This is a genomic window from Flavobacterium sp. UMI-01, assembly GCF_019656315.1.
Classification (GTDB): Bacteria; Bacteroidota; Bacteroidia; order Flavobacteriales; family Flavobacteriaceae; genus Flavobacterium.
In genome coordinates, this window is record NZ_BPLU01000038.1 from 485,903 (window position 1) to 512,079 (window position 26,177).

Consider the following 26,177-nt stretch of genomic DNA (forward strand, 5'->3'; position numbering starts at 1 on the left):
AAGCTGTTTAATTAGGTTTAATCCACATACAATTTCCACCACCTGCTACCATTTTGGCTTTGACTACATCTCCTTTTTTAACTGTAGCAGTTCGAATTCGGTAGGCTTCTGGATTCGTTTTACTGTTCGTTTCCTCTGTATCTTCATAATAGGTAATGGTGTATTCTTTTTTCTCTTTCAAAAAGTCTAAAGCAATATCCAATGTGCCACCATCTTGATGAACCGAGCCAATAAACCATTCTTCACCATGTCTTCTTGCGGTTGAAATATAACCATCAATTTTAGCGTGTAATACTCGGGTTTCATCCCATTTCCCTATAGGTAAGCGCTTGATAAATTCAAACAAATCTTGCTTGGCAGCATAGGCTTCTGGTGCATCCGGAATACACACCAAACCGCTAAAAATGATTACTGTACGTGCTGCTTCGGCAGTAACGGTGGTAAATAGCGAATTCATTTGTTTAGGCCCTTTTTCACGTTTGCCTGCATTGACACCTGAAATATCAAAAATACCATTATTCATATCTAATGGTCCTTGAATACCGTTAATTAACGCCATTCGGATAAACGTTTTGGGAGTAAACGCTCTTCTGGAATCTTGTTGCGCGTGACAAAATTCTTTTGTAATCGCATTAGGATATGTTCGAGAAACCCCTGTTAACGGAACAGGACTATCATGAAAATCAATCAACAGTTTGTTTTCGGCACTCATTTGGATGGCTTCTCTGGTGAAAGGCACTTTTGGCCCCATGAAACCATATTTAATCCCTTTCATATCCAATGATTTGTAGTATGGGAACAAAGCCTCGTCTCCATAATCACCTTGCCTTCTATCGTAATACAACAGCAACGAAACCCCTTTTTCTTTAGCATATTTGATGACTTTGTCTAAATCTAATTTTTCAGATAATTTCATATAACCAGGCTTCACTTCGGTGTACCACGCATCATCAATCATGAAATATTCAATATTATTTGCTGCTGCAAAATCTATAAAGCGGTAATAACTTTCATTATTAATTCCATAGGTAAATCCATCTTTGGCTTGGTAACCATGAACTCTCCAATCCCACAAAGTCAAACCGGGTTTTATCCAAGAAGGATTTTCAATTTTATTAGGAGCAGCCACATTTAGAGGCACTGTATTGGTCAATAAATCCCCAACTTTGTCTTCGATAAGAATGACACGCCAAGGGGTAATCACACTTTTTTCTTTCGAAAGAAAATCATTTTTAGAGACCAACTTGTTTTTATTTTTATCAAAATCAAATTTTATCAGGTCAAAGCCCGGAGCACTTATCAAATCCGATTCTAAAAGTGACAAAAATTGACCACCTTTATTTTCCACCACCAACGGCATTTTTAATTTGTACTTTTCAGCCTCAGGCTTGGCAAATGAACTAATTTCAACTGGTCCAACAGGCTCTCCTTCCCCAGCAGGCGAAAACAAATTAGCCGTAGGTTGCAAACCGTATTCTACAAATAACGAAGCTGTTTTTTTTGAGCTATTGGCAAGTGTAAATCGGAACGCCACACCATTATTATAGGCACGAACGAATAATTTAGACCCAATTCCTTCGTAATCCAAACTTATTTCCAACTCATTGTAGTGGTCTTTCACTTCATTGAACTGTCCCCAAACGGGTTTCCATGTTTCATTTACTTGTTTGGTTTTAGTCCCCACAATTGTAGCTTTCAGTCCTTGTAAAATGGAAATTTCCGAATTTAAAATCAGTGGGGTATCCTTACCAAAAAGGGTATATTTTAATGTATTTTCTTTACTATCAAGTACAATTTTTACAGCTCCGTTAGGCGATTTGATTTCGAGTTGCTTCGCCTTCGCGAAAGTTGTTAAGCTCACTATAAAGCTTAGTACTAAAAGGATTTTTTTCATTTTGATAAAGGTTTCGGATTGTTCACAAAGGCCGCTGGGCGGCTCGTTTTGGCTAGTTTTTTTTCAAATTCAATTGCAGCCGATTTCAGTTTTTCGGCAATTTCAGGATGTTGTGCTATTACATTCTTTTTTTCACTGATATCATTTTCTAAATCATAGAGTTCAGGCGAAAATTCACCCGCTACACGCATTTTCCATTTTCCAGACCTTACGGCTTCTAAGCTGTCTCCACTGAAATAAAAGAAGGATTCATAGGGACTTTTGGCTTTGCCTTCTAAAACTGGAAAAATGTCTTTTCCGTCGATTACGCGGTCTTTGGGTAACGCAACACCCGCCAACTTACTGAACGTAGGCAGGATATCCATAGCTGTTAAAAGTTCGTTACAAACAGTCCCAGCAACAATTTTACCAGGCCAGCGCACTACCGTTGGCATACGCATACCGCCTTCGAATGTTTTTCCTTTTTTACCTCTTAAAGGATAAGCACTCCCAATCGTGGGACCATTATCTGAGGTAAAAATCACAAAAGTATTCTCGTCTAAGCCGTACTTTTTCAAGGCATCCAGAATTTGCCCCACCGACCAATCAATTTCACTGATGGTTTGAGGGTAAATTTTATCTCGGGTTTTGTAGTCAATCGTACCATTTTCTTTTTCCTTTTTCAAGGTTTCTCTCACTCCTTGAGGCGCATCAGCCATAAAATCAGGAGAGGCTAAAAGAGGACGGTGCGGACTGGTATGAGGCAAGTACACAAAGAAAGGCTGATTTTTATTTTTTTCAATAAAAGCCACGGCTCTGTTGGTAATGCGTTGGTTCAAACAATCGGCATCTGGATTTAGTTCGATAACTTTTTCGCCATCCAATAAAGGCAAAGCAGGGAAATTATATTTTTGTTGTTGCTGGTGAAAAGGGTGAATATCATGACTATAAGGCAAACCAAAGAACTCATCAAAGCCTTGTCGTGTGGGCATAAACTCGGGTTGGTCACCCAAATGCCATTTGCCAAACATACCTGTTTTGTAGCCTGCTTGTTTCAATAGTTCGGCAATAGTAATTTCGTTTGGATTCAGCCCTTTGGCGTCACCTGCAAGCAGCACAGGAAAATTATTTCCCGTTGCCATATTGATACGTTTAGGATAACTTCCGGTCATCAAAGCAGCTCGTGATGGAGTACAAAGTGGCGCTGCTACATAAAAGCTAGTGAGTTTAGCTCCTTCTTTTGCCATTTGGTCAATTCTTGGTGTTTTTACATGGGTACCTCCAAAACAACCTAAATCGGCATAACCTTGATCATCGGTAAAAATAATAATGAAGTTGGGGAGTTTCTTGGACTGTTTCGGTTTTTGTCCATATACAGAAAGTCCAAGTAGTGCTACGAAAAAGTAGCTTAATAAACATTTACGAACTTTAAATTCTTTTATTTTCATATTTCTATCCTACAGGACTTTCCCTTATTCTTAAATACTCTCTTTTTTATCTAGTACTTTGTTTGTCGCTTTAACGAACAATTGAAATTTTGATATTTTTAAAGTCAAAAATTATGCTTTGACCAACTTCTTGCCCAAAATTAAAGCTTCTCAAGGCGTTATGATTATCATTTTAGGTGCCTAAATGTTGCAAAACGCTTCAATTATTTCCCTAAAACCTTTTTTTCAATCAAAATAACAAGTATCCACTACTCTTTAGAATACGATTTTTAGAATTCGTTTAAAACTGTCTCTCTAATTTAAGTGTACTTTTTTATCATTATCCACTAATTAAAATCAAGAAAATTTCACATCCTTTAAATTTATCTATAAAATTTTAAAGAAAACCAAACAAACTCATTTCTTCATTTTGAAGCCATACTTTCTGTAGAAAAGCGATTCTTAATGAAACCCTACCTGATTTTTCCGTATCTATATTTTTTTGAAAATTACCCAAAACTTTACCCAATAGTAGCTAAAATTGGTATCAATTATGTAAACTTATAAGTCAATCTTACTAATTTATAGTTCATTTTTTAGTTGAAAGGTGATTTTATCCATACTTTATAAAAAAAATGCATGTGTGAAAACTGAATTTTCCAACACATGCATTATATATTTGCATTGTCAAACTAACCTTATTTTCGTTACAAAATGATTTTATAACGTTTAATTCCAATTAGAGTTTAGCCTTTATTTCCTTCATTTTTTTAGGGTCTTTATACAATACTTCTTTATTTTCCATTAATCGTTGATGGATATGATAGGTAACTTCCATCCAATCTTTGTCCTCTCGCCAAAGCGGTGGCATCAAATACTCTTCCCAAGTTTCTAATTCTTTGATGGCATTTTGAAAATCAGGTTTCTCTTTCTTGGATAAATCGATGGTTTCGCCTAAATCATTTTGAAGATTATAAAAGGTATAACCGTAGCGCTCTAACCGAATCAATTTATAAGCTCCGATTCGGGCCGCTGATTCTTCTAATTTTCGCCAAAACAATTTTCCGTGTGGATGGCCTGTTTTTTCACCTTTCATATAAGGTAATAAATTCATACCATCTAAGAGCAATCCTTCTTCTTTCTCAATAGAAGCCGCCGCCATGGAAGTGGTAAAGATATCCAACGAAGAACTCAAGCCTGAAAAACGTTGACCCGCTGGAATCACGGATGGCCAGCTAACCACAAAGGGGACTCTATGTCCGCCTTCAAACTCGTTTCCTTTCCATCCTTTCAACAAACCGCCCCTTGAATTGTTATTTGTGGCTCCTCCATTATCGCTTAAAAAATAGATCAACGTATGCTCCTCTAACTGCAACTCTTTTAATTTTGCTAGTAATTTTCCAATATTTTCGTCTAAAGACCAAGTCATAGCCGCCAATTGCTGTCGGGGATGATTTTTATATTTGTCTAAATGTTCTTGTTTGGCTTCCATAGGCGTATGGACAGCATTGTAAGCAAGATACATAAAGAACGGTCTATCCTTATTCTCTTCAATATATTTAACCGATTGATCTCCGAGAACATCAGTCATATAGCCCTCAAATACTACCCGCTGTCCATTGTGTTGTAGCATTTGTTTTTGGGTGGGATTTTTTATTGGAAAATAAGACCTACTTCCGGTTTCAAAACCGTAGAACTCCTCAAAGCCTCTTTGATTGGGATGATCCGATTCGCTGTAACCCAAATGCCATTTGCCTAGTGCTATTGTTTTATAACCTTTTTCCTGAAACACATCAGCCATCGTAACTACCTCATCCGAAAGACCAATATCTCCCACCGTTTCATCTCCTGTATCATTGGCCTCAAACCCAAAACGCTGCTGGTATTTGCCCGTCATTAATCCTGCTCTTGAAGGAGCACAAACAGTAGCACTTACATGTGCATCCGTCAAAACGACTCCACTTTGAGCTAATTGATCAATATTGGGCGTTTCTAAATCTTGGCAACCCATAAATCCAAAATCAGCATAACCGGCATCATCAATCAGTATAATGATGATATTGGGTTTGGGATTTTTTTTATTTTGGCTTGTCACTAAAGTATTGACATTTACAGCATTGGCATTGAAAACAAAACCAACCACAACCATAAATCCTCCTACTAACCTGCTTTTTATTTTCATTTTATTTGCTTTAAAAAACTAAAAAACACTAGAGTGAATAGAATAAGCATCCATCATTATCAAAAATAAAGCATACCCCCTGTATAAAAATATCGATTAGGTGGCATAAATGTTGCATTCCATCGTGTAAACAGCACAATAGCGTGGGTTCACCCGATTCCTCTTTTTAACAAATACGCCCCTATCCTAGTTAAAACTTCCTTTTCATTTAAAAAAAAGCAATAAAATTCAGGTGCTATCCTATCCCTACTGAATTGGTGTTTTTATGCGTTGCAACATTCCAACCCCGTTTTGAATACAATAGACCCCATAGTAAAACTTTAGCATCCAGTAATTTAGTACGGAATAAAAAAATCATAATTAACCTATTAAACCTTTATTAAAATGAAACAAAATTTTACTTTATTAAAAAATGCTTTATTAACAACCGCATTATTTATTGGATACACTACTTTACAAGCACAAACGCTTGTGGCTCATTACAAATTTGATAATAGCTTAAATGATGAGACTGGAACCTATAATTTATCTGCCTCAACTGGTTTTACTCCTTTATTTACCGAAGCAGGACATGATGGAACCCCGAATGGTGCAGTTTCTGGATTTGCAGGTATAGATTACTTAGAATCTGCCATAGACTTTGAAATTGATGGCAATGAATCTCGTACGATTGTAGCATGGATTAAAACCAATAATACTTCTGGAACTCGGGCTATCGTTGGTTTAGGATCAAATGCGGTAAATTACCAAAGGCATACTTTTGGAATAGCTTCAGCAAAACCTAGATTCGAAATCAAAGGGACAGGTTTTGCTTCCCCCACAAGTGTAAATACCGATGTATGGGTTCACGTAGCTTGTGTTTATGACAATGCTAACAAAAAGGCTTCTCTTTATGTAAACGGTGCATTAGATGGTTCTGCAGATTGGTCATCGACCGTACCTAATACAGTGCAAACGAAACTTAGAGTAGGAAATGATTATAATGTAGCTGAACCAGGCCCACAAACTAGAGGTTGGGTAGGTGCCATGGATGATGTACGAATCTATGCAGGTGCAGCCACTGATGCGCAAATACTGAGTTTATATACGAACGCAACCTTAGCGGTAAACGAAGTAAGTACCGAAAACCTAAATGTGTATCCTAACCCTGTAAAAGATTATTTGTATTTCTCTACAAACAATGTTGATTCTGTTGAAGTGTACAATCTATTAGGTGCTAAACTTACTTCTCAAAAAATAGATGGAAAACTTGATATGACTTCTTTTGCAAACGGCGCCTACTTGATTAAATGTTTCAATACCGACGGAGCACTTATAAGTACTGTAAAAACCATTAAAGAATAATATTTTGAAAGAAAACAATCTAAAAAACATACTAAGAAACAGCGTGCTATTGGGCATGCTGTTTTTTCAGTTTACGGCATTTTCACAAAGTGACATCATCACGATACAGCCCGAACAACAAAAACAAACCGTTACTTTTGGTGGCGATGCCAAACTGACTATCAAAGATTATGCTGAGGGCAATACTGCCTCGGTATCTAATAAACTATTTGGCGACATGAACTTAAAGGTGTTACGTGTCCCCATATTTGCGCTGCAACCCATTTCGAATGGTATTTACGACAATGTCATAACCGTAATCAATGCTGTTAAAGCTGTGAACCCTAATGTAAAAATATTTGCCAGTATTGCCAACGGAGATGGTTATGGTACGGATTATCATGGTGCAGCCAAGTTCCCATCGGGATGGAGAGGTTGTTGTTCCTATAATGTCTATAGCCTGAATTTAACTACGTATGCAGCCTACTTGGATAGTTTTATGGACAGAATGAGCGCTGCTAACATTACCATAGACTATTTAGGGCCATATAACGAAGACCCAGGAGATGATTCTGATTATTTAAAAATTAGCAATCAGATGACCAAATTAGGAAATACAAAAATCTTTGGATTAGAAAGATGGGGATTGCTTACTTCCATTGCTGAAGTAGATGATTTAGAAGACAGAACCGACTTTATAGGTTCTCATTTTTATGACGATGGCACAATTCCTGAAGCGGATTGGGATGCTAAATGGGGAGAACTTGTAACCGCATCCGCAGACCCAGTGTGGTACACCGAGGCTACTCGTTACAGTACCAATGACAATATTGGCAATCTTATTGCGGGTATAGACAATATTTTTCCTGCCATTAGAGGAGGTGCTGAAGGAGTTATTTTTTACCAAGTATGCAAACGCTTTGTATATGCCAATGGCTCGGCTCAACCTATAAAATACAGTGGCTTTAAAAACATTGTTAATAATGCTGAGGGTAAGGTAATAGCATCTAATTCCACTAACGGTAATATAAAAGTGGTTGTTTTTGGTAACGAATCTACTTTAGATGTTCATATTATTAATAAAAATGCAACGGATAACACGGTTAATTTACAACTGCAAAATTCCTATTTAGGCTCTGGAACGGTGACACAAAAAATCTGGACATCGAGTGCTACTGGACAGTCAAGTACTTATTCTTTATCCAGTGAAGCGAATTGGGATATTGTAGTGCCTGCTAACTCGTATTCGCACCATAAAATTACTTTAAACAAACCGCTCTTAGGACTTAAAGATGCTTCTTCCAAAAGCAATTCAGTAATTAAAATAACACCTAATCCTTCATCCAATGGTCATTTTAAATTGCAACTTCCTGAACATACTACTGAGGAAAAGGTTGTCTTAAAAATGTTCTCTTTAGAGGGAAAAGAAGTTTTTTCAGAAGTAAAAAAATATGAACAGAATCTTTCCATAGACACAAAACTTCCTTCAGGATTATATCTTCTTTCTGTTACTATTGCTGAAAAAACCTATCATACAAAAGTGATTGTTAAATAAACACTTTTAAAATATAAGGCTAGAAAAAACTAGCCCTATGTTAAAATCTTGTTCTCAACTGAAATAAGTTGGTATAAATTCATTTTATGAGTAATCAAAAAATCATTCGTTTTCTAGTAAACTACATACAGACTTTTTTTCAAAACTGAATCGTTCAGACAATTGACAAAATTAACTAACCCTTATACCCAAATAACCATGAAAAAAAACAATTTAAAATTCTTAGAAAAAAAATTATTCTTAGCACTATTAGTTTTAACCACTGCTACTGCTTTTTCACAAACTATTACAGTGAATCCTGCAGTAAGTAATCAAACCGTTACTTTTGGTGGGGATGCAAAATTAACCATAGGCAGTTATGCTAATGGCAGTACCGCTACTATATCTCAGAAATTATTTGGAGATATGAATTTAAAAGTATTAAGAGTTCCAATATTTGCTTTACAACCTATTACAGATCCTATTTATGATAATGTGATTACTGTCATAAATTCTGTAAAAGCAGTCAATCCAAACGTGAAAATTTTTGCAAGTATTGCTAATGGTGATGGTTATGGAACTGACTATCATGGAGCTGATAAATTTCCTGCTTCTTGGAAAGGTTGCTGTTCTTATAATGTTTATAGCTTAAATTTAACTACTTATGCTGCCTATCTGGATAGTTTTATGACTCGAATGACTAATGCCGGAATCACAATTGATTACCTAGGGCCTTGGAACGAAGATAGTGCCGATGATTCTGATCATTATAAAGTTTTTAGTCAAATGACCAATTTGGGAACTACTAAAAAAATTGGATTAGAACGTTGGGGATTATTAACTTCCATATCCGATGTAAATGATGTAGAAGATAGAACAGATATTATTGGGTCTCATTTCTATGACGACACGACTATTCCTGAAGTGGACTGGGATACCAAATGGGCAAATCTAGTTTCGGAATCTGCAGACCCTGTTTGGTACACCGAAGCTACAAGATACAGTACAAATGATAATATCAATAATCTTGTAGCAGGCATGAACAATATCTTTCCAGCAATTCGAGGAGGTTCAGAGGCCGTAATTTTTTATCAAGCTTGCAACCGAATTGTTTATGCTAACGGAGGTGTTCCTCCAATTAAATACTCTGGATTTCAAAACATCGTAAATAATGCAGCGGGGAAAGTTTTGAATTCAACTAGTACTGATAGTACTATTAAAGTGGTTACTTTTGGAAATAACTCAACATTAAATATTCATATTTTAAATACGGGGACCACAACTAAAACTGTTACTTTAAGTTTGTCAAATGGCTACAAGGCCAATGGTTTAATTACAAGAAAAATTTGGACATCAACCGATACTGGAACAACGAATACATATACTTTGAATGGCAATGCTACTTGGAATATAACAGTCAATGCTAATTCATACAACCACCTCAACATCCCTTTAAATCAAGCCGTAAGTAGCAAGATAACTGAAGGAAAAGAGATTTTAGTTGATGATTCAAATGAAACTTCAGAAATTAAAATAACACCTAATCCTTCAACCCATGGTCATTTTAAATTACAACTTCCTGAACGTACTACTGAGGACAGGGTTGTCGTAAAAATGTTCTCTTTAGAGGGAAAAGAAGTTTTCTCAGAAGTAAAAAAATATGAACAGAATCTTTCCATAGACACAAAACTTCCTTCAGGATTATATCTTCTTTCTGTTACTACTGCTGAAAAAACCTATCATACAAAAGTGATTGTTAAATAGCTCTAGCATTATTAAAAATCAAATTAAAGGTTGTTTGGAAAATTATTTTCAGACAGCCTTTTTTTTGATATCAAAAGAAAGGTTTACTTCGTGTAAATTAATCCCAGATTACGCATTGGAACACAGATAACACAGATCAAACGGATTTACACAGATCCTTTTAATTGTTTAAAAGTAAAAAATATGCAGAAATCTGCATAATCTGCCTGTCGGCAAAAAGGCTGGTGTGAAAAAAATCAATAAAATCCGAATGCAAATTTTGGGTTAATTGTAAAAAGCCGTTTCGCTCTTTGATTTCTCAAAAGATATTGACTTCACACACAAAAAAAGCTTGGACTTTTACCTCCAAGATTTTCCATCAAACCAAATTTAACAAACTACTACTCTTTGAAAAACTTGAACTTTTGTTGGTCTAAACTAATGAAATACATTCCTGTAGAAAGCGTTGTCGTATCTACACGTTCTCCATTAGTTAAACTTCCTTTTTGTATTTCTTGCCCTAAGCTATTTACTATTTTATACGGGGAATTAAAGGGTATGGAACCCTCAATTTTTATGTAGTTTTTTGCAGGATTCGGATAGAGATGTAAGTTGCGTTTATTTTGTTGTGTAGTGCCCAAATTAGCTGCAGGATCAATAGCAAATTTAAAATAATTGATACTTTTAGGACTTAAATTAACTTTTACTGAAGACGAACCGGTATCAGGATTGGCAATGGAGTTTACAAAAGCCTCTTTTTGCGTAGGATTATCCCAGTAATGCTGACGTACATTGCCATAAATTGTTTCATCAGGCATTTGCAATTCCATATTGTTATACGCTGTATCATTATCATTGATCAACCAAACAGAAACTGTCAAATCATCTCTAAAGACAAGCGCTTTGACATTGGAAGAAAACATTAGATTTGATTTACAATAGTATTTATTAACAGCCGAATTAGCAAAATCTTTCATCACATAATACGAACGCATACGGGTACCTGCTTGACCATTTCTAAAATACACCCCTCTCGTTTCTGAATCTATCCCTCGTGACCATATTTCGAAAAAAAGTTCTCCCGAAATTCCTCCTTCATACATATGGTATTTATCAGAATAGGCATTTATTAACCCCTGTAAATCCGTAGGTTCTGCCCCAGAGGTTCTACCGCCAGGACTATACGCTGACTCGTCATTAAACGCTAATTTACCCGCGCTATGTGAAGCAGCGACAAAACTTCCCCATAAATTAGGTGTTCCTCCCAAATCATGAGTTGAAAAACCAAAATACTCATCGGTATAATTATTGTTTTTGACACTATTGACATAATTCACCCCTGTATTGATTCCCCAACTTGCGGGACCTATAATTTTGGGAACAGGAATTCCTCTTGTCTCTAATTCTGCTTTCATTTTCAAATAAGCCTCATGTGAGCGTTGTGCCGTAACGATTTGCCATTCTTTAGCTGTGGCCAAATAATCGATAGGCACTCCTTGGTTGTACATGAATTCTATATAATCCGCTAGAAAGACACCATATTTATCTGAGTAGAAACTAAGGTCACCCGTGCTACTGATGCATTTACCGTTAGCATCTTTACCTGTACAGGCATAATTGTAAATAAATTCAGGAAGGTTATTGTGATTCCCCATATTGTACCCATTATAATCCGATCGCATGGTCGCTAGGAATTTAATATCCGGATTAATTTCTCGAATCCTTTTCATCGTAAGCACTTGATTGGCATAAAAATTCCAGTTTTTCACCCCTTCATTTAATTCCTGATTCTTATCATAACGCACTCGGAAATAATTAAAATCAATATCTTTTATAAACCAATCTAAAATTTCATTGGTGTTACTCGCTTTTTGTATAAAATCAGAAGAACGCTCCATATCGCCACCCATCATCTCTATCAACTGATGCTTTGCACTATTAATAACTAAAGAAGAGGCTTCGCCATCAATAATACTTCCTTTAATTTCAATATCGTCTATATCCCATTTCATAGTATGATTTGTATTGCTTCTGGCACAAACGAATACCGATATATAATCCGTACCTACAGCATAATTCACTGAATTTCCTGGAGCAAACGAATGAGTCGTATATACGTTAGGTGTAAACAAAATATTGGCCGTGGCTTGTTCTGTTGCCGTACTAGCAATTACTGGTGTAGCTCCATTAAGGGTACATCCGATTCGAAAAAAACTATTCACCGCTTCCGAATCTGAGGTTTGTTTCACTGTAATATCTGAAACTAAGATTCCTGAACCTGCTGGGGGATAAATATCGAACCTAATAAAAGTATCGGTAAAGTTGGTCGCATTATTGTTTACTACTTGAGCGGTCCAAACATTTTTTTCGCCGTTATGGGCTATCATCGCATTAAATAATCGCCTTCCTCCCGAAACGGCATCATTCATTGTAATCCCATTTCCCTGTATCAAACTACCAGATACGTTTGTATCAAAATCATATTTTACTACAAAAGGCGTTTGTGCAAAACTCAAAAAACCAAGAAGAAACAGTATGAGTGCATTACAATATTTTTTTTTCATGATCAATGGTTATTTTGGTCGTTAATTCGGTTTATTATTTATTAATTGGATTATTTAACGCTTCACAAACTTGTACGTAACTTGCTTGTTTTCGCTAGTAACCCCTTGCAAAACATACACCCCTTCAGAAAAAGCTGAAATATTGAGTTTCGAAATTTCATCCTTGCCTGTTTGAATGATAGCACCAGAAATGTTCACAATTTTAAACGATTGAAGTGGCTTATTAAAAACTAATTCATGGTGAAGCGAATCAGTGATAACTCTAAAATCAGTATCGATTGTCCCTGCATTGTTAGTGGATAATGGGTTATCATTTACCGTAAAAGTGAAAACATTTATACTGTTCTCTTTAATTTCAGTTTGAAAAGAAGTTGATGATGCTGGTGTAATACTAGCAGCTGTTCCCTCTATCGCAGAGCCGGTATTCCAGTACACATTTTCCACATCACCCACAATGGTGCTATTTTCGATAGTAAAAGTCATCGATGGATAATCAACGGTACTAAGGCTAGGCGAAGTAAAATTCATCACCCATAACATCACCTTATTTCCTTTACGAAAAGCCATTGTAGTAATCCCACCATATTGCGTAGCTGAAACTGCACCACCTATCACATTTTGTGCAGTCGATGTAATGTATTGACTATCCAAAACATTGTTGGCAAAATGTTTTATTAAATAATAGCCATTGAGCCTTGATGCTGTACCTCCCCATTTCCAATAAATAGGACGTATTTCACTATTGACACCTCTTGACCAAATTTCAAAAAAGATTTCCCCACTTAAACCCGATTGATACAATACGGCACGTTGTGCATATCTAAAGACAGGAACTTCACCTGTATTTGAAACACCAGTAATTGTTTCGTCTTGGTATAGTTTTTTACCCAATGATTGTGCTTTGGCAACCAGTGTAGGCCATTCCTGCTCAGGAATATCATTAGAAGCATACTCATGACTAGAGAAAGCAGTATATAAGTCTTTTGTCCCTAGATTATCTACGCTATTCATAAAACTTAAACCAGCAGCCATGCTCCAAGACCCAGGGTCATTAATCAATGGCATGGGTATATTTCGGGTTTGACATTCTTGTTGTAATTTCAAAATAATATCTCTTGAAACCGTCGCAGTTACAAAAGCCCCCCACTCCTTGGCCGTTGCCAATGTGTGAATGGTTACGCCTTCATTATGCATAAACTCTAAATAATCAGCTAAAAAAATCGCGTATTTATCTGTATTAACCGCCTTTGTATTGTAGTTGACAATCCAATCAGGCATATTGTTCTCATTGCCATAACCATCATAATCAGAGCGCATGGTTGCATAAAACTTTATATTGGGATTCACCGCCTTTACGTCTTTCATCGTAGCGACTTGACGTTCATAAGAAGCCCAATTTTTAGTCCCTTCTTCCAATTCTTGAGTTTTGTCAAATTGTACTCTACAATAATTAAAATGGATGTCTTTAAATCCCCAATCAATTACATCTTGTTTATTTTGAACAGTAAATTGAACGACTTTAGAACTCCGTTCCATATCGCCCCCAACCATATCAATAGTCTGTTTGTAGTCTGTCGTATTTACGGTTATGGATTGTGCTTTTGTTGCTACGCCACTACAACACATTAGCCCCAATAATAAGCTGATTTTGTGATTTCGAATGGATGGCTTGGTTGTGCCTAATTCTTTGATAAAGTAAAATTTGAACATCATATATAGTTTTTGAGTTAATTTCTAATTTACTTGCTTAAAGTATTTTAATCAGTGGCTACCATTGCTTTTGGTCAAAACCAAATAAGCAAAATGAAGCCCTTACCCCAATAGACAAAGAGGCTCATTTTATCACAACAGCTGGATATTTACAGGCTAAATGGTTTTCCTATTTTGAGTCATCAAGAGCCTATCCATACTACTTAAATTTTACTACTTGTTCCCTTAATGACTATTTTTTCACCGCAGTTTAAAACTTACTCCGTCTCGATATTTTTATTCGGTAGCTTACTAAAAAGACTTTTCCCATTCGTATTAATAAAGGCTTTTATAGCGTATTTAGACTTTTTAGCTAATTCCGTATTGGGTACAAAAACTTCGAATGTTTTTGAATTTTGAGACAAATTAGTTCCTTTTATCAATTGCTCTTCAACGGTTAAATACGAGATGTTTTCTAATTTTAATCCATAGCTGAACTCACCATCCAATAAAATATTTTTAAAGTCGACTTTGAACAGATATCCGTCTTTTTGCTTTTCAATCGTTTGTACTTCTATCGAATATTCTTGGTCTGTTTTTAACAAAGTGGCTGTATTAGGGTAAAAATTACTTTCGCCTGCCGAAGTTTCGGCCTTTACCGTATAGAAATAAACCTTGTCTTTTTCGACTGAAGTATCAGTATAAGTAAAAGTCTTGATGCCAGTAGCGATTTTTTGATACTGATGCAATTGCTCTCCGCGATACACATTATATGTGGTTTCTGGAAGTACCGAATCCTGAGCAATCCATTTTACCGTTATCGTACCGTCAGCCTCTTTTATTGCCGAAACATTACGAGGACTCAAAGGAACTTTCTCAGATAAAAGAACCGTTGTGGGTTTTGAAAACGAACTTAAACCTACGCCATTATAAGCAGCAACCGAAATTTGATACGGTACCTGATATTCTAAATCTTCCACTCTAAATCCAAAAACATTATGGGTTTCCACCAAAGTTTCTTTACCCGTTTTGGTATTTATATATTTTAAGGTATAACCCGTGGCATTAGCGACACTTTTCCAAAAAACAGTAGCCGTAGTATTGCGTCTAGCTGTTTTGAATATTTCAGGAGTTTCAGGAGTGGCGGTTTTTAAACTAATGAGGTTCGAAAAATCACTTACACCCACTTTATTTTCAGCATTGATTTTGAAATAATAAACCGCATTTTTATCTAGATTTTTAATTTCAAGAGTATTGGGCGCATTTCCTTTAACGGTTATTTTTTGGTTCAAATTAGTAGCCTCTTTTCCGTAAAAAATCGTGTATTGGGTGACATTTTCAATAGCTCCCCAAGTGAGTTTGATTCCTTCGGCTATAACTTCTCCCTTATAAATAGTAGGAATGGCAGGTTTGGTCACCAATTTTGAAGGCCATTTGGCCACCGACACACTCAAAGGCGGAATATTGATTTTTCCAGAAGTAAAAGTGGTTTTCTGGATATCCGTATTTTGAACAGACAAATCAGGAGCCGTAATGTATTTAACCTCTATTTTTTTGTCCAACGGCACACCATCAATCTCAATTGCAAAATCTTTGGATTGCGTTGATCTATTGGTGAAAACCAAATAATCATACCCATTTATTCCACGATAAGCTTGCGTGTAAAAGGCCGTTTCAACCGCGTTTTTTAACCCTGGAGCGGTGAATCCTGCAGTAACATTTGAATCAAAAATAAAATCAGCATGATTGGTCACCTCATTATAAATTTCGAAAGCTTTCCCTTCCAAGGTTTTGTCTATTCCTGTAGGGATAGCATCAGTATTTAGTTTTGTCCCATTTTTAAAGGCTTCTTCAATTTGTTTATTAATATTTTTTTCAGGCATGTATTTATTGCTTACTTCATGAGCTGCCACATACCACGTATTGGTATGTTGCAATTGACGCATCACGTATTCAATATTATAAACACTCGAATAAATTCCGTTGATTGGTGCGTTCCAAACCCCAAACTCGGTGATGACCATGGGAACGTCTTTCCAAGTATAGTCTTCGATTTCTTTCATCGCAGCTGGCGAAGTCGCTTCTAATAACTTGGTATTGGCTCTTCTATAAGCGGCATCAACCGTTTCTTTTTTTCCAGTATGCGGTGCGTAAGAGTGTTTCGAAAATACATTCCAATACGCTCCTTGCTCTTTTTGGTAACTATTTATTTCCTTCATAAAGCCCCAAATTCCATCCCAAGTATTATTTAGAGCTAGGAAAGCATCTGGAAAAACAGATTTAATCGCATCGGCGTGAGGCTTCATTTTGGCAGCATAATCGTAGCCGTTGTTCCACCAATAGCGTTCTCTGTGAGGCACATAAAAATACGGTTCGTTGCAAAATTGCCAAGTCGCCACTTGGATATTGTTGTTTTTGCAAAAACGAGCCAACTCTAGTGTCATTTCAGGTGTTTCGGTAAAACCATTGACCGTAATAACTAATTTCCCATTGATTTCACTCAACAAATCATACAAATCGGTAATGCGATGTGGCTCTTTGATTTTGGTAAATCGGTAGCCTTTAAGATAGGATTCGGGATGATCAAACATCATTGCATAATCAATATCGTAAAGTCCGGTAGCACTATTAAAAGCATCGCCCATTGTCCCTGAAAAATAACGAAGCCAACCCGGTTTTAAATCGTGTACAGCCTGTCTAAAATCAGGATGCAAATAGCTCCAACTTTTATCGGCTATTCGAACATTAAAGCCACTAGCGCCTATTTTTATAGGGTGTCCTTTATGTGTATCGATATGGATTACTGCTTTCCCTTGAGCAAAAATCAAACTACAAAATGTAGTTAAAAGGAAAACTAAAGTTATCGTTCTGAATTTCATATGTGTAAATTTTAATTTTTTAAGCGGTCACATATGTTATGCTTCGCCAGTTCGCTATGGCTCGGGTCGCCCTTTTACTCATTTGTGTTTGCTTCACTGAGTTAATATTTTTTATATGTGTTCAGCGAATTTCATTTGCTTACGCAAACTTCTATTTAATTGCGATTTCATTTTATATTTATTAATCTACGCCTAAAAAAGTTTTTTGACTAAAGGTAAACACTGTCGATTCGGTTCTTGCGGTTTTTAAAAGTCCGTTCATTTTTTCTACAATTTCAGGATTTTGAGCTGCTACATTGTTAGTTTCTCCTTTGTCTTTTGACAAATCATACAATTCGATGGGAGCATTTGGCTTTTTAAACACATTGTATTTAACTGCTTTCCAGTTGCCCATTCGTATTGCTTGACGACCGCCTTTTTCATGGAATTCCCAGTATAAATATTCGTGTTGTTTTTGTTCTTGTTTGTTCCCTAATAATTCTGGTAAAAGAGAAATACCGTCTAAACCTTTTGGTGTTTTAAGACCTAATAAGTCTGAAACTGTTGGAAAAACATCCCAAGCCGCACATACCAAATCAGATTTTGCACCTGCTTTGATTTTTTGTGGCCATTTTACAATCATGGGCACTCGAATACCTCCTTCGTATAAGTCACGTTTTACCCCTTTGAATGGTCCGTTGCTATTGAAATATTCTGGATCAGCCCCCCCTTCGGCATGAGGTCCATTATCTGATGTAAATACGATGATGGTTTTATCTGCAATACCCAATTCATTTACTTTATTCATAATCTCCCCTACTTGTTTGTCTAATAAATCAATCATAGCAACAAAAGCGGCATGTGAATCTTTTTGTGGCATATAACCTCCATTTCTCAATTCCTCTTTCGTAAATTTTCCATCAAATGCTTTTTCTGGCAAAAATTTGTTTCTGTATTTTTCCATTTGCTCTTTGGGAGCTACTAATTCGGCGTGCGGAATAATAGAGGCTACATAAGCAAAGAATGGCTTGTCTTTATTTTGCTCAATAAATTGGATTGTTTTTTCATGAATTAAAGCAGGTGCATATAATTTATTGGCAAAATTTTTATTTTCATTCAAAACAATAGAATCTCGATTTGACCATAAATGTTCAGGATAATATTTATGTCCTAAACGCTGACAGTTATAGCCATAAAAAACATCAAAACCTTGATTAACAGGATCTCCTTCTGAACCAGGAAAACCCAATCCCCATTTTCCAAAAGCCCCAGTAACATAACCCGCTTCTTTTAAAAGTTCCGCCAATGTATTCGTATTATCTGGAATAGGAAACTGACCTTCGGGCTGAATTTCTTTATTTCCTCTAATGAAAGTATGTCCTGTATGCATTCCTGTCATAAGTGCGGAACGCGAGGGCGCACAAACGGTACTTCCTGAATAAAACTGAGTAAATAACATCCCTTGAGAAGCTAGCTTGTCAATATTAGGAGTATTAAACTTTTCTTGACCATACGAACTTAAATCACCATATCCTAAATCATCGGCAAGGATATAAATAATGTTGGGTTTCTGAATTTTTTCATCTGTATGTTCTTTTTGTGCCTCTTGATTTTTTTCTTTAAAAAAATTACAAGACACCAAAGAAAAGGTGAAAAATAAAATTATCAATCGGTTTGAAATTTGGGCCATTCGATTTAAAATTAAATTAAAACTTAACGCTTCGCATTTGAAAAATTAAGCTTGAAAAAATTGATTCATTAACTCATCCAAAAGTACATTCCTCTAGCGTTCTATAATTCTCAATTACACCCTACAAATGTCACATCCCCCTCATTTTGGACTATTTTTGCACTTTTTTGAACCTCAGTACACCTAATTTTCATCTATTTTCATCCTCCACTTTCTGTTTAAACAAGGAAGAAAAACATTTTTACAAGGCACTTCTCCTATTCCAAAAAAACAGTTTTGATAGACAAAACCTAAATCTTATTGAACGATAATTTTACCTTCAAAGTTCCCCAAATCAGAAGCTATTTTAACAAAATACACTCCAGTAGAAAGGTTGCTAACATCAATTTTACGCTTATATTCAGTTCCTTTTTTAACTAGTTGCCCATTCGTATTATAAATGCTAAACACTATCGGTCTATTTTTTTCACCATCCGAATAAACTAAATTCAAAACACCATCGGTCACTAAACTAGGATAGATTAAAATTTTTGACGAAATTGAATTAGCATCCACCGACAATAATGGCCCTTGCGCATACACTTGTTGGGTATATGAGGGAGCGGGTGAAGCTAAATCGCGATAGAATTGTCCTGTGATATTCAGTTCGCCATTGGTCATACCCCCAATACCTGAGGAAGCTCCAAAGAAATAATACCAATTGTAACGTTCAATAAAATCTGACTCTTCAAGTGCTTCTGTTAAGCCTTTTATATTGGTATATCCTTGTTCAACGGTAAGATTTGCAGAACCCATATTTGGATTTCCATAATTATACTCTGTCACCCATATTGGCAAATTATATCGGTCATGAAGACCTTTGAAACGTTCGATGAACGTAGCCTTTGAACGACGCACATAATCATGAGCTGGGATAAAGTCCACACGGTACCCACGTGCTACACATTCATCCATAAATTCTTTAATCCAGGAATCTTCATTAAACGAATCATTTGTTGCACTATAATCTATATTCTCAACACCAGGCGCTCCTAGTCTAAGCCCCGAAGCCAATAATTTAGGGTAAGCCTCCAAAGCTTGTGCTACTGTCATGTTCGATTGTGAGGAGTTATCAGGCTCATTAAATGCTAAGAGATGATTAAACGACATATTTTTTCCGATTTCCTCCATCTTCTCGAGCGAGGTCCAATTATCTGATTTACTCCAAGCCATGGGAACAAATTGCGCTGCTGAAGTTTGATTTGTAGGTACCAATCCCCAGTTATAATACCAAGTGGTATTATAATTATCAGCCGAAGACCATTTTACATCTCCTAAACTTCCTTTTTTACCTACTGGATACCAAGGACTCACACGTATAAATGAAATAGAACGTTGCAAATCAGCAGGTAAGTTTATTTCTAAAGCGCTATCCTGTGCAACATATACTTTACTCACACCTAATCCATTGATATCCTGAGCAAAAGTAGCCATGTATCCTTTTTCTAAGGTAAAAGAAACCGCCCAATCTTCGTATGCACCCAAACCGCCATTGTAATAACCACAATACACTTCGTGCTCCTCACCTGTAAAATTATAGCCATTGTACAGTTTGAGAACCGGATTATTAACGCGTGAATTAGCAAAAACATCTTGTGCCGTTTGAAGTTCAGTAATAGAATTATCAATAGTATTTGAAGAACTATTACAATCTGCTAGTATGGCTTTTGCACTATCAATGGCTAACTGAAAAGCATCTACAGCCGACTGTGGATATTGATTGTATTTATCCCCTATAACGGCTGAGGCAATCAAATTTTCGGCAGTAGTTAGATTAGTTCCAAGCAATAACCGATTGGCTGCTCCGCTTACAAGGGAAAAATTATCAAAAAAGAAACGCCCTTCATTGTTGTACATATAATTCAGCTGAATGTCAATTTTTGCGATATCTTGTGTAGTCTCTAAAAAAGGAACATCCGCTGCCATTAACACGCCATTGTAGTAAAAATTAATTTTTTGATTGGCAAAATCAGCATTTAAAGAAATGGAATAAGTGGTATTGGTAACAAAATTAGAAGGAATTAAACTCCCTGTATAGCCGCTAGGTATTCCATCTACCATCGTACTGGCATACTGAAAACTCAAATTATTGTTTAAAGCAAAAGTAATACTGCCCAGATATTTCCCAGTGGACGACATTAAATTCATATTACAATTGACATAATTTCGAGTTGCCGCCACATCGAAAGAATAGGAGAAATTGTCCGTAACCGCATCAAAAGTATGATATACTGCTGGCTTATCTGTTGTGTAATCCAATTTCAATCTTCCTGCATCCACACTCACACGCCCAGAAGTATTGTATTCAGTCCAGCCAGTAGGTAAAGCACCAGCAGTATCAAAAGTTTGATTAATGACAGTTCCACATTGACTAGTTTGAGCAAAGTTGTTGATACTAAAAAGTAGTACGATTAGATAAAGTATTTTTTTCTTCATGTATTTTGGTTTTTAGTTAGTTAGGATTTTTTTAGATGGTAAAAATTTACCTCTAATCAATTTTGGTTCAGGTCAAATTAAAGATTTTTCTCTTGTTTATGCATCTCAAAACATGGATACATTTGTTGCTAATCAGCTCGTTATGGAAGTTCCTAAAAAACAAAAACAGCAATAAACTCTAGGTCTATTGCTGTTGAAAAAAAATTAAGCAACCCTCTATGCAAATTGTTAAAGCTCGATTTAAGTTTGAAAATTTCTTAACGTAGGAGGCAAATGTTACTTACCGTTATTTTTTTAACCAAAAAAATTAATTCCAACCCTTTGTTATTCATTGCAACGGAATACAAATCTCTTTTTGCAACATTTATAGGTAGTTTTTGGAAAGATTGGAAATAGCAAACAGACTATATTTGGTACAAATACCGTTAACTACATTATAACCATGATTAAAAACAATCGTTTTTTCACCCAAAAATTAAATTTAGTGCTAGTAGCATACCTCTCTTTATTGCTATTCAGTTCCAAAAGTTATAGCCAATCTAAAACTTCAACAAGAGCACGTATTAATTTTGATGCCGATTGGAAATTTATCCAAGAAGATGTTTCAGGTGCACAACAAATTAACTATAAAGACGCTTCTTGGCGCATTTTAAACCTCCCACACGATTGGAGTATTGAAGGTGCCTACAACGAGAACAATCCCATGGGAGCGCAATGTGGCTATTTGCCTGCTGGTTTTGGTTGGTATCGAAAAACAATTAACGTCCCAAAGGATTGGAAAGGAAAGCAGGTGGAAATTGCCTTTGATGGTGTTTTTATGAACAGTACCGTTTGGGCAAATGGAAAAGAATTAGGAACAAGACCTTACGGCTGGATTTCATTTGCTTACGATATTAGCGAAATCGTTCAAGAATCAAATACGATCACTTTTGCGGTTCGTGTGGACAATGACAAACAACCCTCGGCACGCTGGTACACGGGGAGCGGAATTTATGCCCATACTTGGATTGATATAAAAAACAACAATCATATAGCCAGAGACGGCCTATTTGTGAGAACGCAGGGAAACAAAGTTTTAGTTGAAACCGACTTTATAAAGGATTCAAAATTCAAAAACGCAACTTTAATAACTTCTATTATAGATAACCAAGGAAGAGTGGTCGCTACAACTAAAAATAGCATACAAAAGGACCAAAAAACGGCTGTCAAATCTGAATTAAACATTCAAAACCCGAATCGTTGGTCTGTAGAAACGCCTTATTTATACACACTAAAAACCGAATTACGACTTAAAAACAAGGTGGTTGATGTGGTTGAAACAAAATTTGGTGTTCGTGATATTGAGTGGAAAGCCGAAACAGGAATGTGGTTAAATGGTAAAAATGTAAAACTACAAGGCGTATGTAACCACCAAGATGCGGGAGCATTAGGTGCTGCTGTTCCGTATAAAATTTTACGTTTTAGAATCCAACAATTGAAAGCTATGGGTGTAAATGCCATCAGAACGGCACACAATCCACAAACACCTGAATTTTATGACATTTGTGATGAAATGGGGATGTTGGTAATGGATGAAGTTTTTGATGGTTGGTCTAAAAAAGCGGCCAATGATTATGGTGCGCATCATTTTGACCAATGGTGGAAACAAGATTTAACCGATTGGATTAAACGAGATCGAAACCACCCTTCAATCGTGATTTATAGTGTGGGTAATGAAACCAATGGAGCTATTGCAAAAGATTTAGTAGCCGCTTGTAACAGCTTAGACCCTACCCGACCAGTGACTTCTGGACATTCGGGCTCAGAATACATGAATGTTTTAGGAGTAAATGGAAGCAGCGAAAAGAAAGGCTATTTAGAAAATCTTGAAGCCAACCAAAAAGGAAAAGTATTCATAGGAACCGAAAATACGCATACTTGGCAAGTAAGAGGTTTTTATAGAACTAAAACTTGGTTTAGAGATGGATTCCCAAACAAAAGCCAAAAACCCTATGCGATTGGCGACTTGACCGATAAAGAAATTTTCACTAATGATTGGATAGAAGATGCTAACAGAAAAAACAGAAAACAAATTTTCAATTCGAGTTATGACAATGCTACGGTTCGTGTTTCTTCACGCTTAAACATTGCCCAATTGAGAGACATTCCCGCTTATGCAGGTTCGTTTCGTTGGACAGGTCACGACTATATTGGCGAAGCGGGTTATGTTCATGGAGGATGGCCGTTTAGGGCTTTTATGGGTGGCGCTATTGATTTGGCTAATTTTGAAAAAGACTTGTTTTATTTGTACCAAAGCCAGTGGACCACAACTCCTATGGTGCATATTTTACCACATTGGACCCATCCTAAAATGGAACTAGGTACTGCAATTCCTGTTTGGGTGTATTCTAATTGTGATGAAGTGGAATTATTTTTCAACAACACTTCTTTAGGCAAACAAAAACCAGGTAAAGAATGGGAATCCATGCAATGCCAATGGATGGTCAAATGGAAACCAGGGACTCTGAAAGCCGTTGGATACAAAGCTGGCAAAAAAGTTTCGGAAGAAATTGTTCAATCGGCTACTGCCCCTGCTAAAATCAAATTATCCATTGACGGACAACCACTTGAAAATAAAACAGACGATATCGTACAAGTGCGTGTCACCACAACCGATGACAAAGGTGTTTTTTATCCTTATGGCGAAAACCGAACCTATTTTACTATTATAGGTGATGGTAAAATAAAAGCCTTAGACAACGGAAGTCCAGTTGATGTAGAACAGCACGTAGGCCCTAACCACCGCAAAGCGTTTTATGGATTGACTCGTGCTTATATTACCTCAACAAATCCGTCAGGAGACATAAATTTAGTAGCAAGTTGCATCTTAGGCGAAAAGAAATCAATTACTTCCAACAAAGTGAGTATTGATACCCAAATTCTCAATTTAAGAGGAAATGCAATCCAACCTAAAATTGAACTTTTTTATACTACAAACGGTGAAATTCCCACTCAAAAGTCCGCTCGCTATACGGAAGCTTTTGCCATTCAACCTGAAACTACGGTAAAAGCACTCTTGGTTGTTGATGGAAAACCAACGCAACTTTTAGAAGAAGCTTTTGGTCCAAACGAAGGCTTTACTTGGAACAAACCGATGGCTGATAACGGTCCCATAGGCGAGCAAGCCGAAGAGGCTACCCTTAAAAACGCCACTGTGCTATCCAAAGGAGAAAATTTCAACGGGAATGGCTTTGTGAGTTTAGATAAAAAAGGAGCTGCAGTGTCTTGGTACCAAGAAAACGATGGTGCCGCAGGAAATGCCGATTTACACATTCGTTACAGTGCCAAAATAGAGCAAGCTACAGGAACTGCTATTCAACTGACGGTAAATGGTAAACTAGCCCAAAAAGAACTGTTTTTACCCAATACAGCGCACAAAGGAAATTCATGGAATACGGTAAAAATCCCTATCAAAATAGAACGTGGTGCAAATACCATTGTAATCGAAACCTTGAACGACAAAGGGCTTTATATCGATGAGATTAGACTGAATTAAAGTTCTCAAAACTAAGGCATTATTAAGGCTTCGATAAATATCGGAGCATTTTTTTAATAGATAAAAAAGCACTCTCCCAAACATTTTGCCGTTTCGTCTTTGCTGTTTTTTGTTTTAAACTGGAACTCAATAATGAGTATGTTTTTATATTTCACCCCCAGAAAACCTTTAGGACTCCCTTTTTCAAGGTCTGTAATTAGGATACAACTTATAGTGCTTTTTATGTTGAGCACTCTTTTATCAAAAAATAAAAAGCCCCTACATGGTTGTTTTCCATATAGGGGCTATTCTTTTATATCAAATTATTCCAAAGCGCATCTACCAAGTTTCAAAAACTAAATCTTGTTCTGGCGGTCTTCTTACAATTAATTCATCCGTCACTTGATATTTTTTTCCACCTAAAGTAAAACTATATTGCAAAGAAAAAGTTCTAGTCGTTTTGTTATAACTACCTGTTCCTACAAGGTTAGTCACTCCCGCACTTGGCGAATCAATAGTAACGGTATTATCCGATTCGTTTACATTAATAGCAAAATTTTGATTGGTAAAAGTTCCGATTCCTGGGGTTCTAACCGAATTTCTGTCAATGGTTTTTATATCCCAAGTAGTATTCTTAATCAAATCACTATTACTGTACACCACCTCATTAACCACAGCGCCATTGGCATCTAGTTCTTTTTGAACTCCTTTATGATAAAAAGTGCCCGTATAAGGACTGATATATTTCACAACCACTATAGTATAATCACGTGGTTCTAAAATTACATTTCCAATTACATCTTTACTTCCTGAAGCAATGGAATCAAGAGAAGTATTGGTGATTTTCAAAGGTAAAGCGTAAGTATTATTGATGGCTCCAGCATCAGCTGTAAACAAATCTCGGTTAAGTGTCACTGTAACATCACCTATAAAACTTCCTGCAGGAATCACCATTTTGCTAGAATTACTCAACGTATAATAATTCTGTGGCAATAATGTAAACGCATTGGCACCGGCAACGGTTGTTAACAAAGTAGGATCTACCACAAAATCTGCAAATTCTTCTTTGTCATTGCTTCTTTTACCACCAAAAGTAACTCCTACTTTAAATTTCATTTCGTCATAGGCTACTACTGTTCTCAAAGGTTTTTGAGTTCCAAAATAGACAATTGTTTTATCAAAGTCTCCAGTAAAATCCTCATAAGGTTCGCAAGAAGTAATAAGAAAACTTATTAGTCCAAGCATGGCTATTATTTTTTTCATAAGTTGATATTTATTGTTTTTTTAGTCATATGTAATTCGCAT

At 36.3% G+C, this 26,177-nt stretch carries 13 protein-coding genes; 4 read left to right on the forward strand and 9 right to left on the reverse strand.

Annotated elements, in window-relative coordinates:
* Positions 1-7 precede the first annotated feature (7 nt).
* The 3 genes from K5R64_RS12425 to K5R64_RS12435 all read right to left on the reverse strand — a co-directional run bounded on the left by K5R64_RS12425 (position 8) and on the right by K5R64_RS12435 (position 5,482).
* Positions 8-1,894, reverse strand: coding sequence for a glycoside hydrolase family 97 protein (locus K5R64_RS12425; RefSeq protein WP_220763852.1), 1,887 nt, complete (start codon positions 1,892-1,894; stop codon positions 8-10).
* The gene (locus K5R64_RS12430; protein WP_220763854.1) at positions 1,891-3,321 is read right to left on the reverse strand and encodes a sulfatase; all 1,431 of its coding nucleotides are present in this window, start codon (positions 3,319-3,321) and stop codon (positions 1,891-1,893) included. The genes K5R64_RS12425 and K5R64_RS12430 overlap by 4 nt, the downstream gene beginning before the upstream one ends.
* 718 nt (positions 3,322-4,039) lie before the next feature.
* The gene (locus K5R64_RS12435; RefSeq protein WP_220763857.1) at positions 4,040-5,482 is read right to left on the reverse strand and encodes a sulfatase-like hydrolase/transferase; all 1,443 of its coding nucleotides are present in this window, start codon (positions 5,480-5,482) and stop codon (positions 4,040-4,042) included.
* 384 nt (positions 5,483-5,866) lie between these two features.
* On the opposite strand from K5R64_RS12435, the gene K5R64_RS12440 reads away from it, so the two are divergent.
* From K5R64_RS12440 to K5R64_RS12450, 3 genes are all read left to right on the forward strand, one after another.
* A complete protein-coding gene (locus tag K5R64_RS12440; RefSeq protein ID WP_220763858.1) occupies positions 5,867-6,826 on the forward strand; it encodes a LamG-like jellyroll fold domain-containing protein in 960 nt (319 codons plus the stop codon).
* Positions 6,827-6,830: 4 nt separating this feature from the next.
* Positions 6,831-8,360: a T9SS type A sorting domain-containing protein gene (locus tag K5R64_RS12445; RefSeq protein ID WP_220763860.1), complete on the forward strand. Its 1,530-nt coding sequence runs from the start codon at positions 6,831-6,833 to the stop codon at positions 8,358-8,360.
* 198 nt (positions 8,361-8,558) lie between these two features.
* Positions 8,559-10,103, forward strand: coding sequence for a T9SS type A sorting domain-containing protein (locus K5R64_RS12450; protein WP_220763862.1), 1,545 nt, complete (start codon positions 8,559-8,561; stop codon positions 10,101-10,103).
* Positions 10,104-10,483: 380 nt separating this feature from the next.
* On the opposite strand, the gene K5R64_RS12455 is transcribed toward K5R64_RS12450, so the two are convergent.
* The 5 genes from K5R64_RS12455 to K5R64_RS17230 all read right to left on the reverse strand — a co-directional run bounded on the left by K5R64_RS12455 (position 10,484) and on the right by K5R64_RS17230 (position 21,358).
* Positions 10,484-12,646: a T9SS type A sorting domain-containing protein gene (locus K5R64_RS12455; RefSeq protein ID WP_220763864.1), complete on the reverse strand. Its 2,163-nt coding sequence runs from the start codon at positions 12,644-12,646 to the stop codon at positions 10,484-10,486.
* 54 nt (positions 12,647-12,700) lie between these two features.
* Complete coding sequence (locus tag K5R64_RS12460; RefSeq protein WP_220763866.1) at positions 12,701-14,359, reverse strand: T9SS type A sorting domain-containing protein; 1,659 nt, start codon at positions 14,357-14,359, stop codon at positions 12,701-12,703.
* Positions 14,360-14,613: 254 nt separating this feature from the next.
* Complete coding sequence (locus K5R64_RS12465; protein WP_220763868.1) at positions 14,614-17,214, reverse strand: fibronectin type III domain-containing protein; 2,601 nt, start codon at positions 17,212-17,214, stop codon at positions 14,614-14,616.
* Positions 17,215-17,395: 181 nt separating this feature from the next.
* Positions 17,396-18,883: an arylsulfatase gene (locus tag K5R64_RS12470; protein WP_220763870.1), complete on the reverse strand. Its 1,488-nt coding sequence runs from the start codon at positions 18,881-18,883 to the stop codon at positions 17,396-17,398.
* A gap of 297 nt (positions 18,884-19,180) precedes the next feature.
* Positions 19,181-21,358 carry a glycosyl hydrolase gene (locus K5R64_RS17230; protein WP_255580374.1) on the reverse strand — a complete coding sequence of 726 codons (2,178 nt, stop codon included), beginning with the start codon at positions 21,356-21,358 and terminating at the stop codon, positions 19,181-19,183.
* Positions 21,359-21,842: 484 nt separating this feature from the next.
* On the opposite strand from K5R64_RS17230, the gene K5R64_RS12480 reads away from it, so the two are divergent.
* Positions 21,843-24,893 carry a glycoside hydrolase family 2 TIM barrel-domain containing protein gene (locus K5R64_RS12480; protein ID WP_255580375.1) on the forward strand — a complete coding sequence of 1,017 codons (3,051 nt, stop codon included), beginning with the start codon at positions 21,843-21,845 and terminating at the stop codon, positions 24,891-24,893.
* A 318-nt stretch (positions 24,894-25,211) separates the two neighbouring features.
* Here K5R64_RS12480 and K5R64_RS12485 read toward each other — a convergent pair whose 3' ends face one another.
* Positions 25,212-26,135, reverse strand: a complete 924-nt coding sequence (locus tag K5R64_RS12485) for a DUF1735 domain-containing protein (RefSeq protein WP_220763872.1) — start codon at positions 26,133-26,135, stop codon at positions 25,212-25,214.
* Between the last annotated feature and the right edge of the window lie 42 nt (positions 26,136-26,177).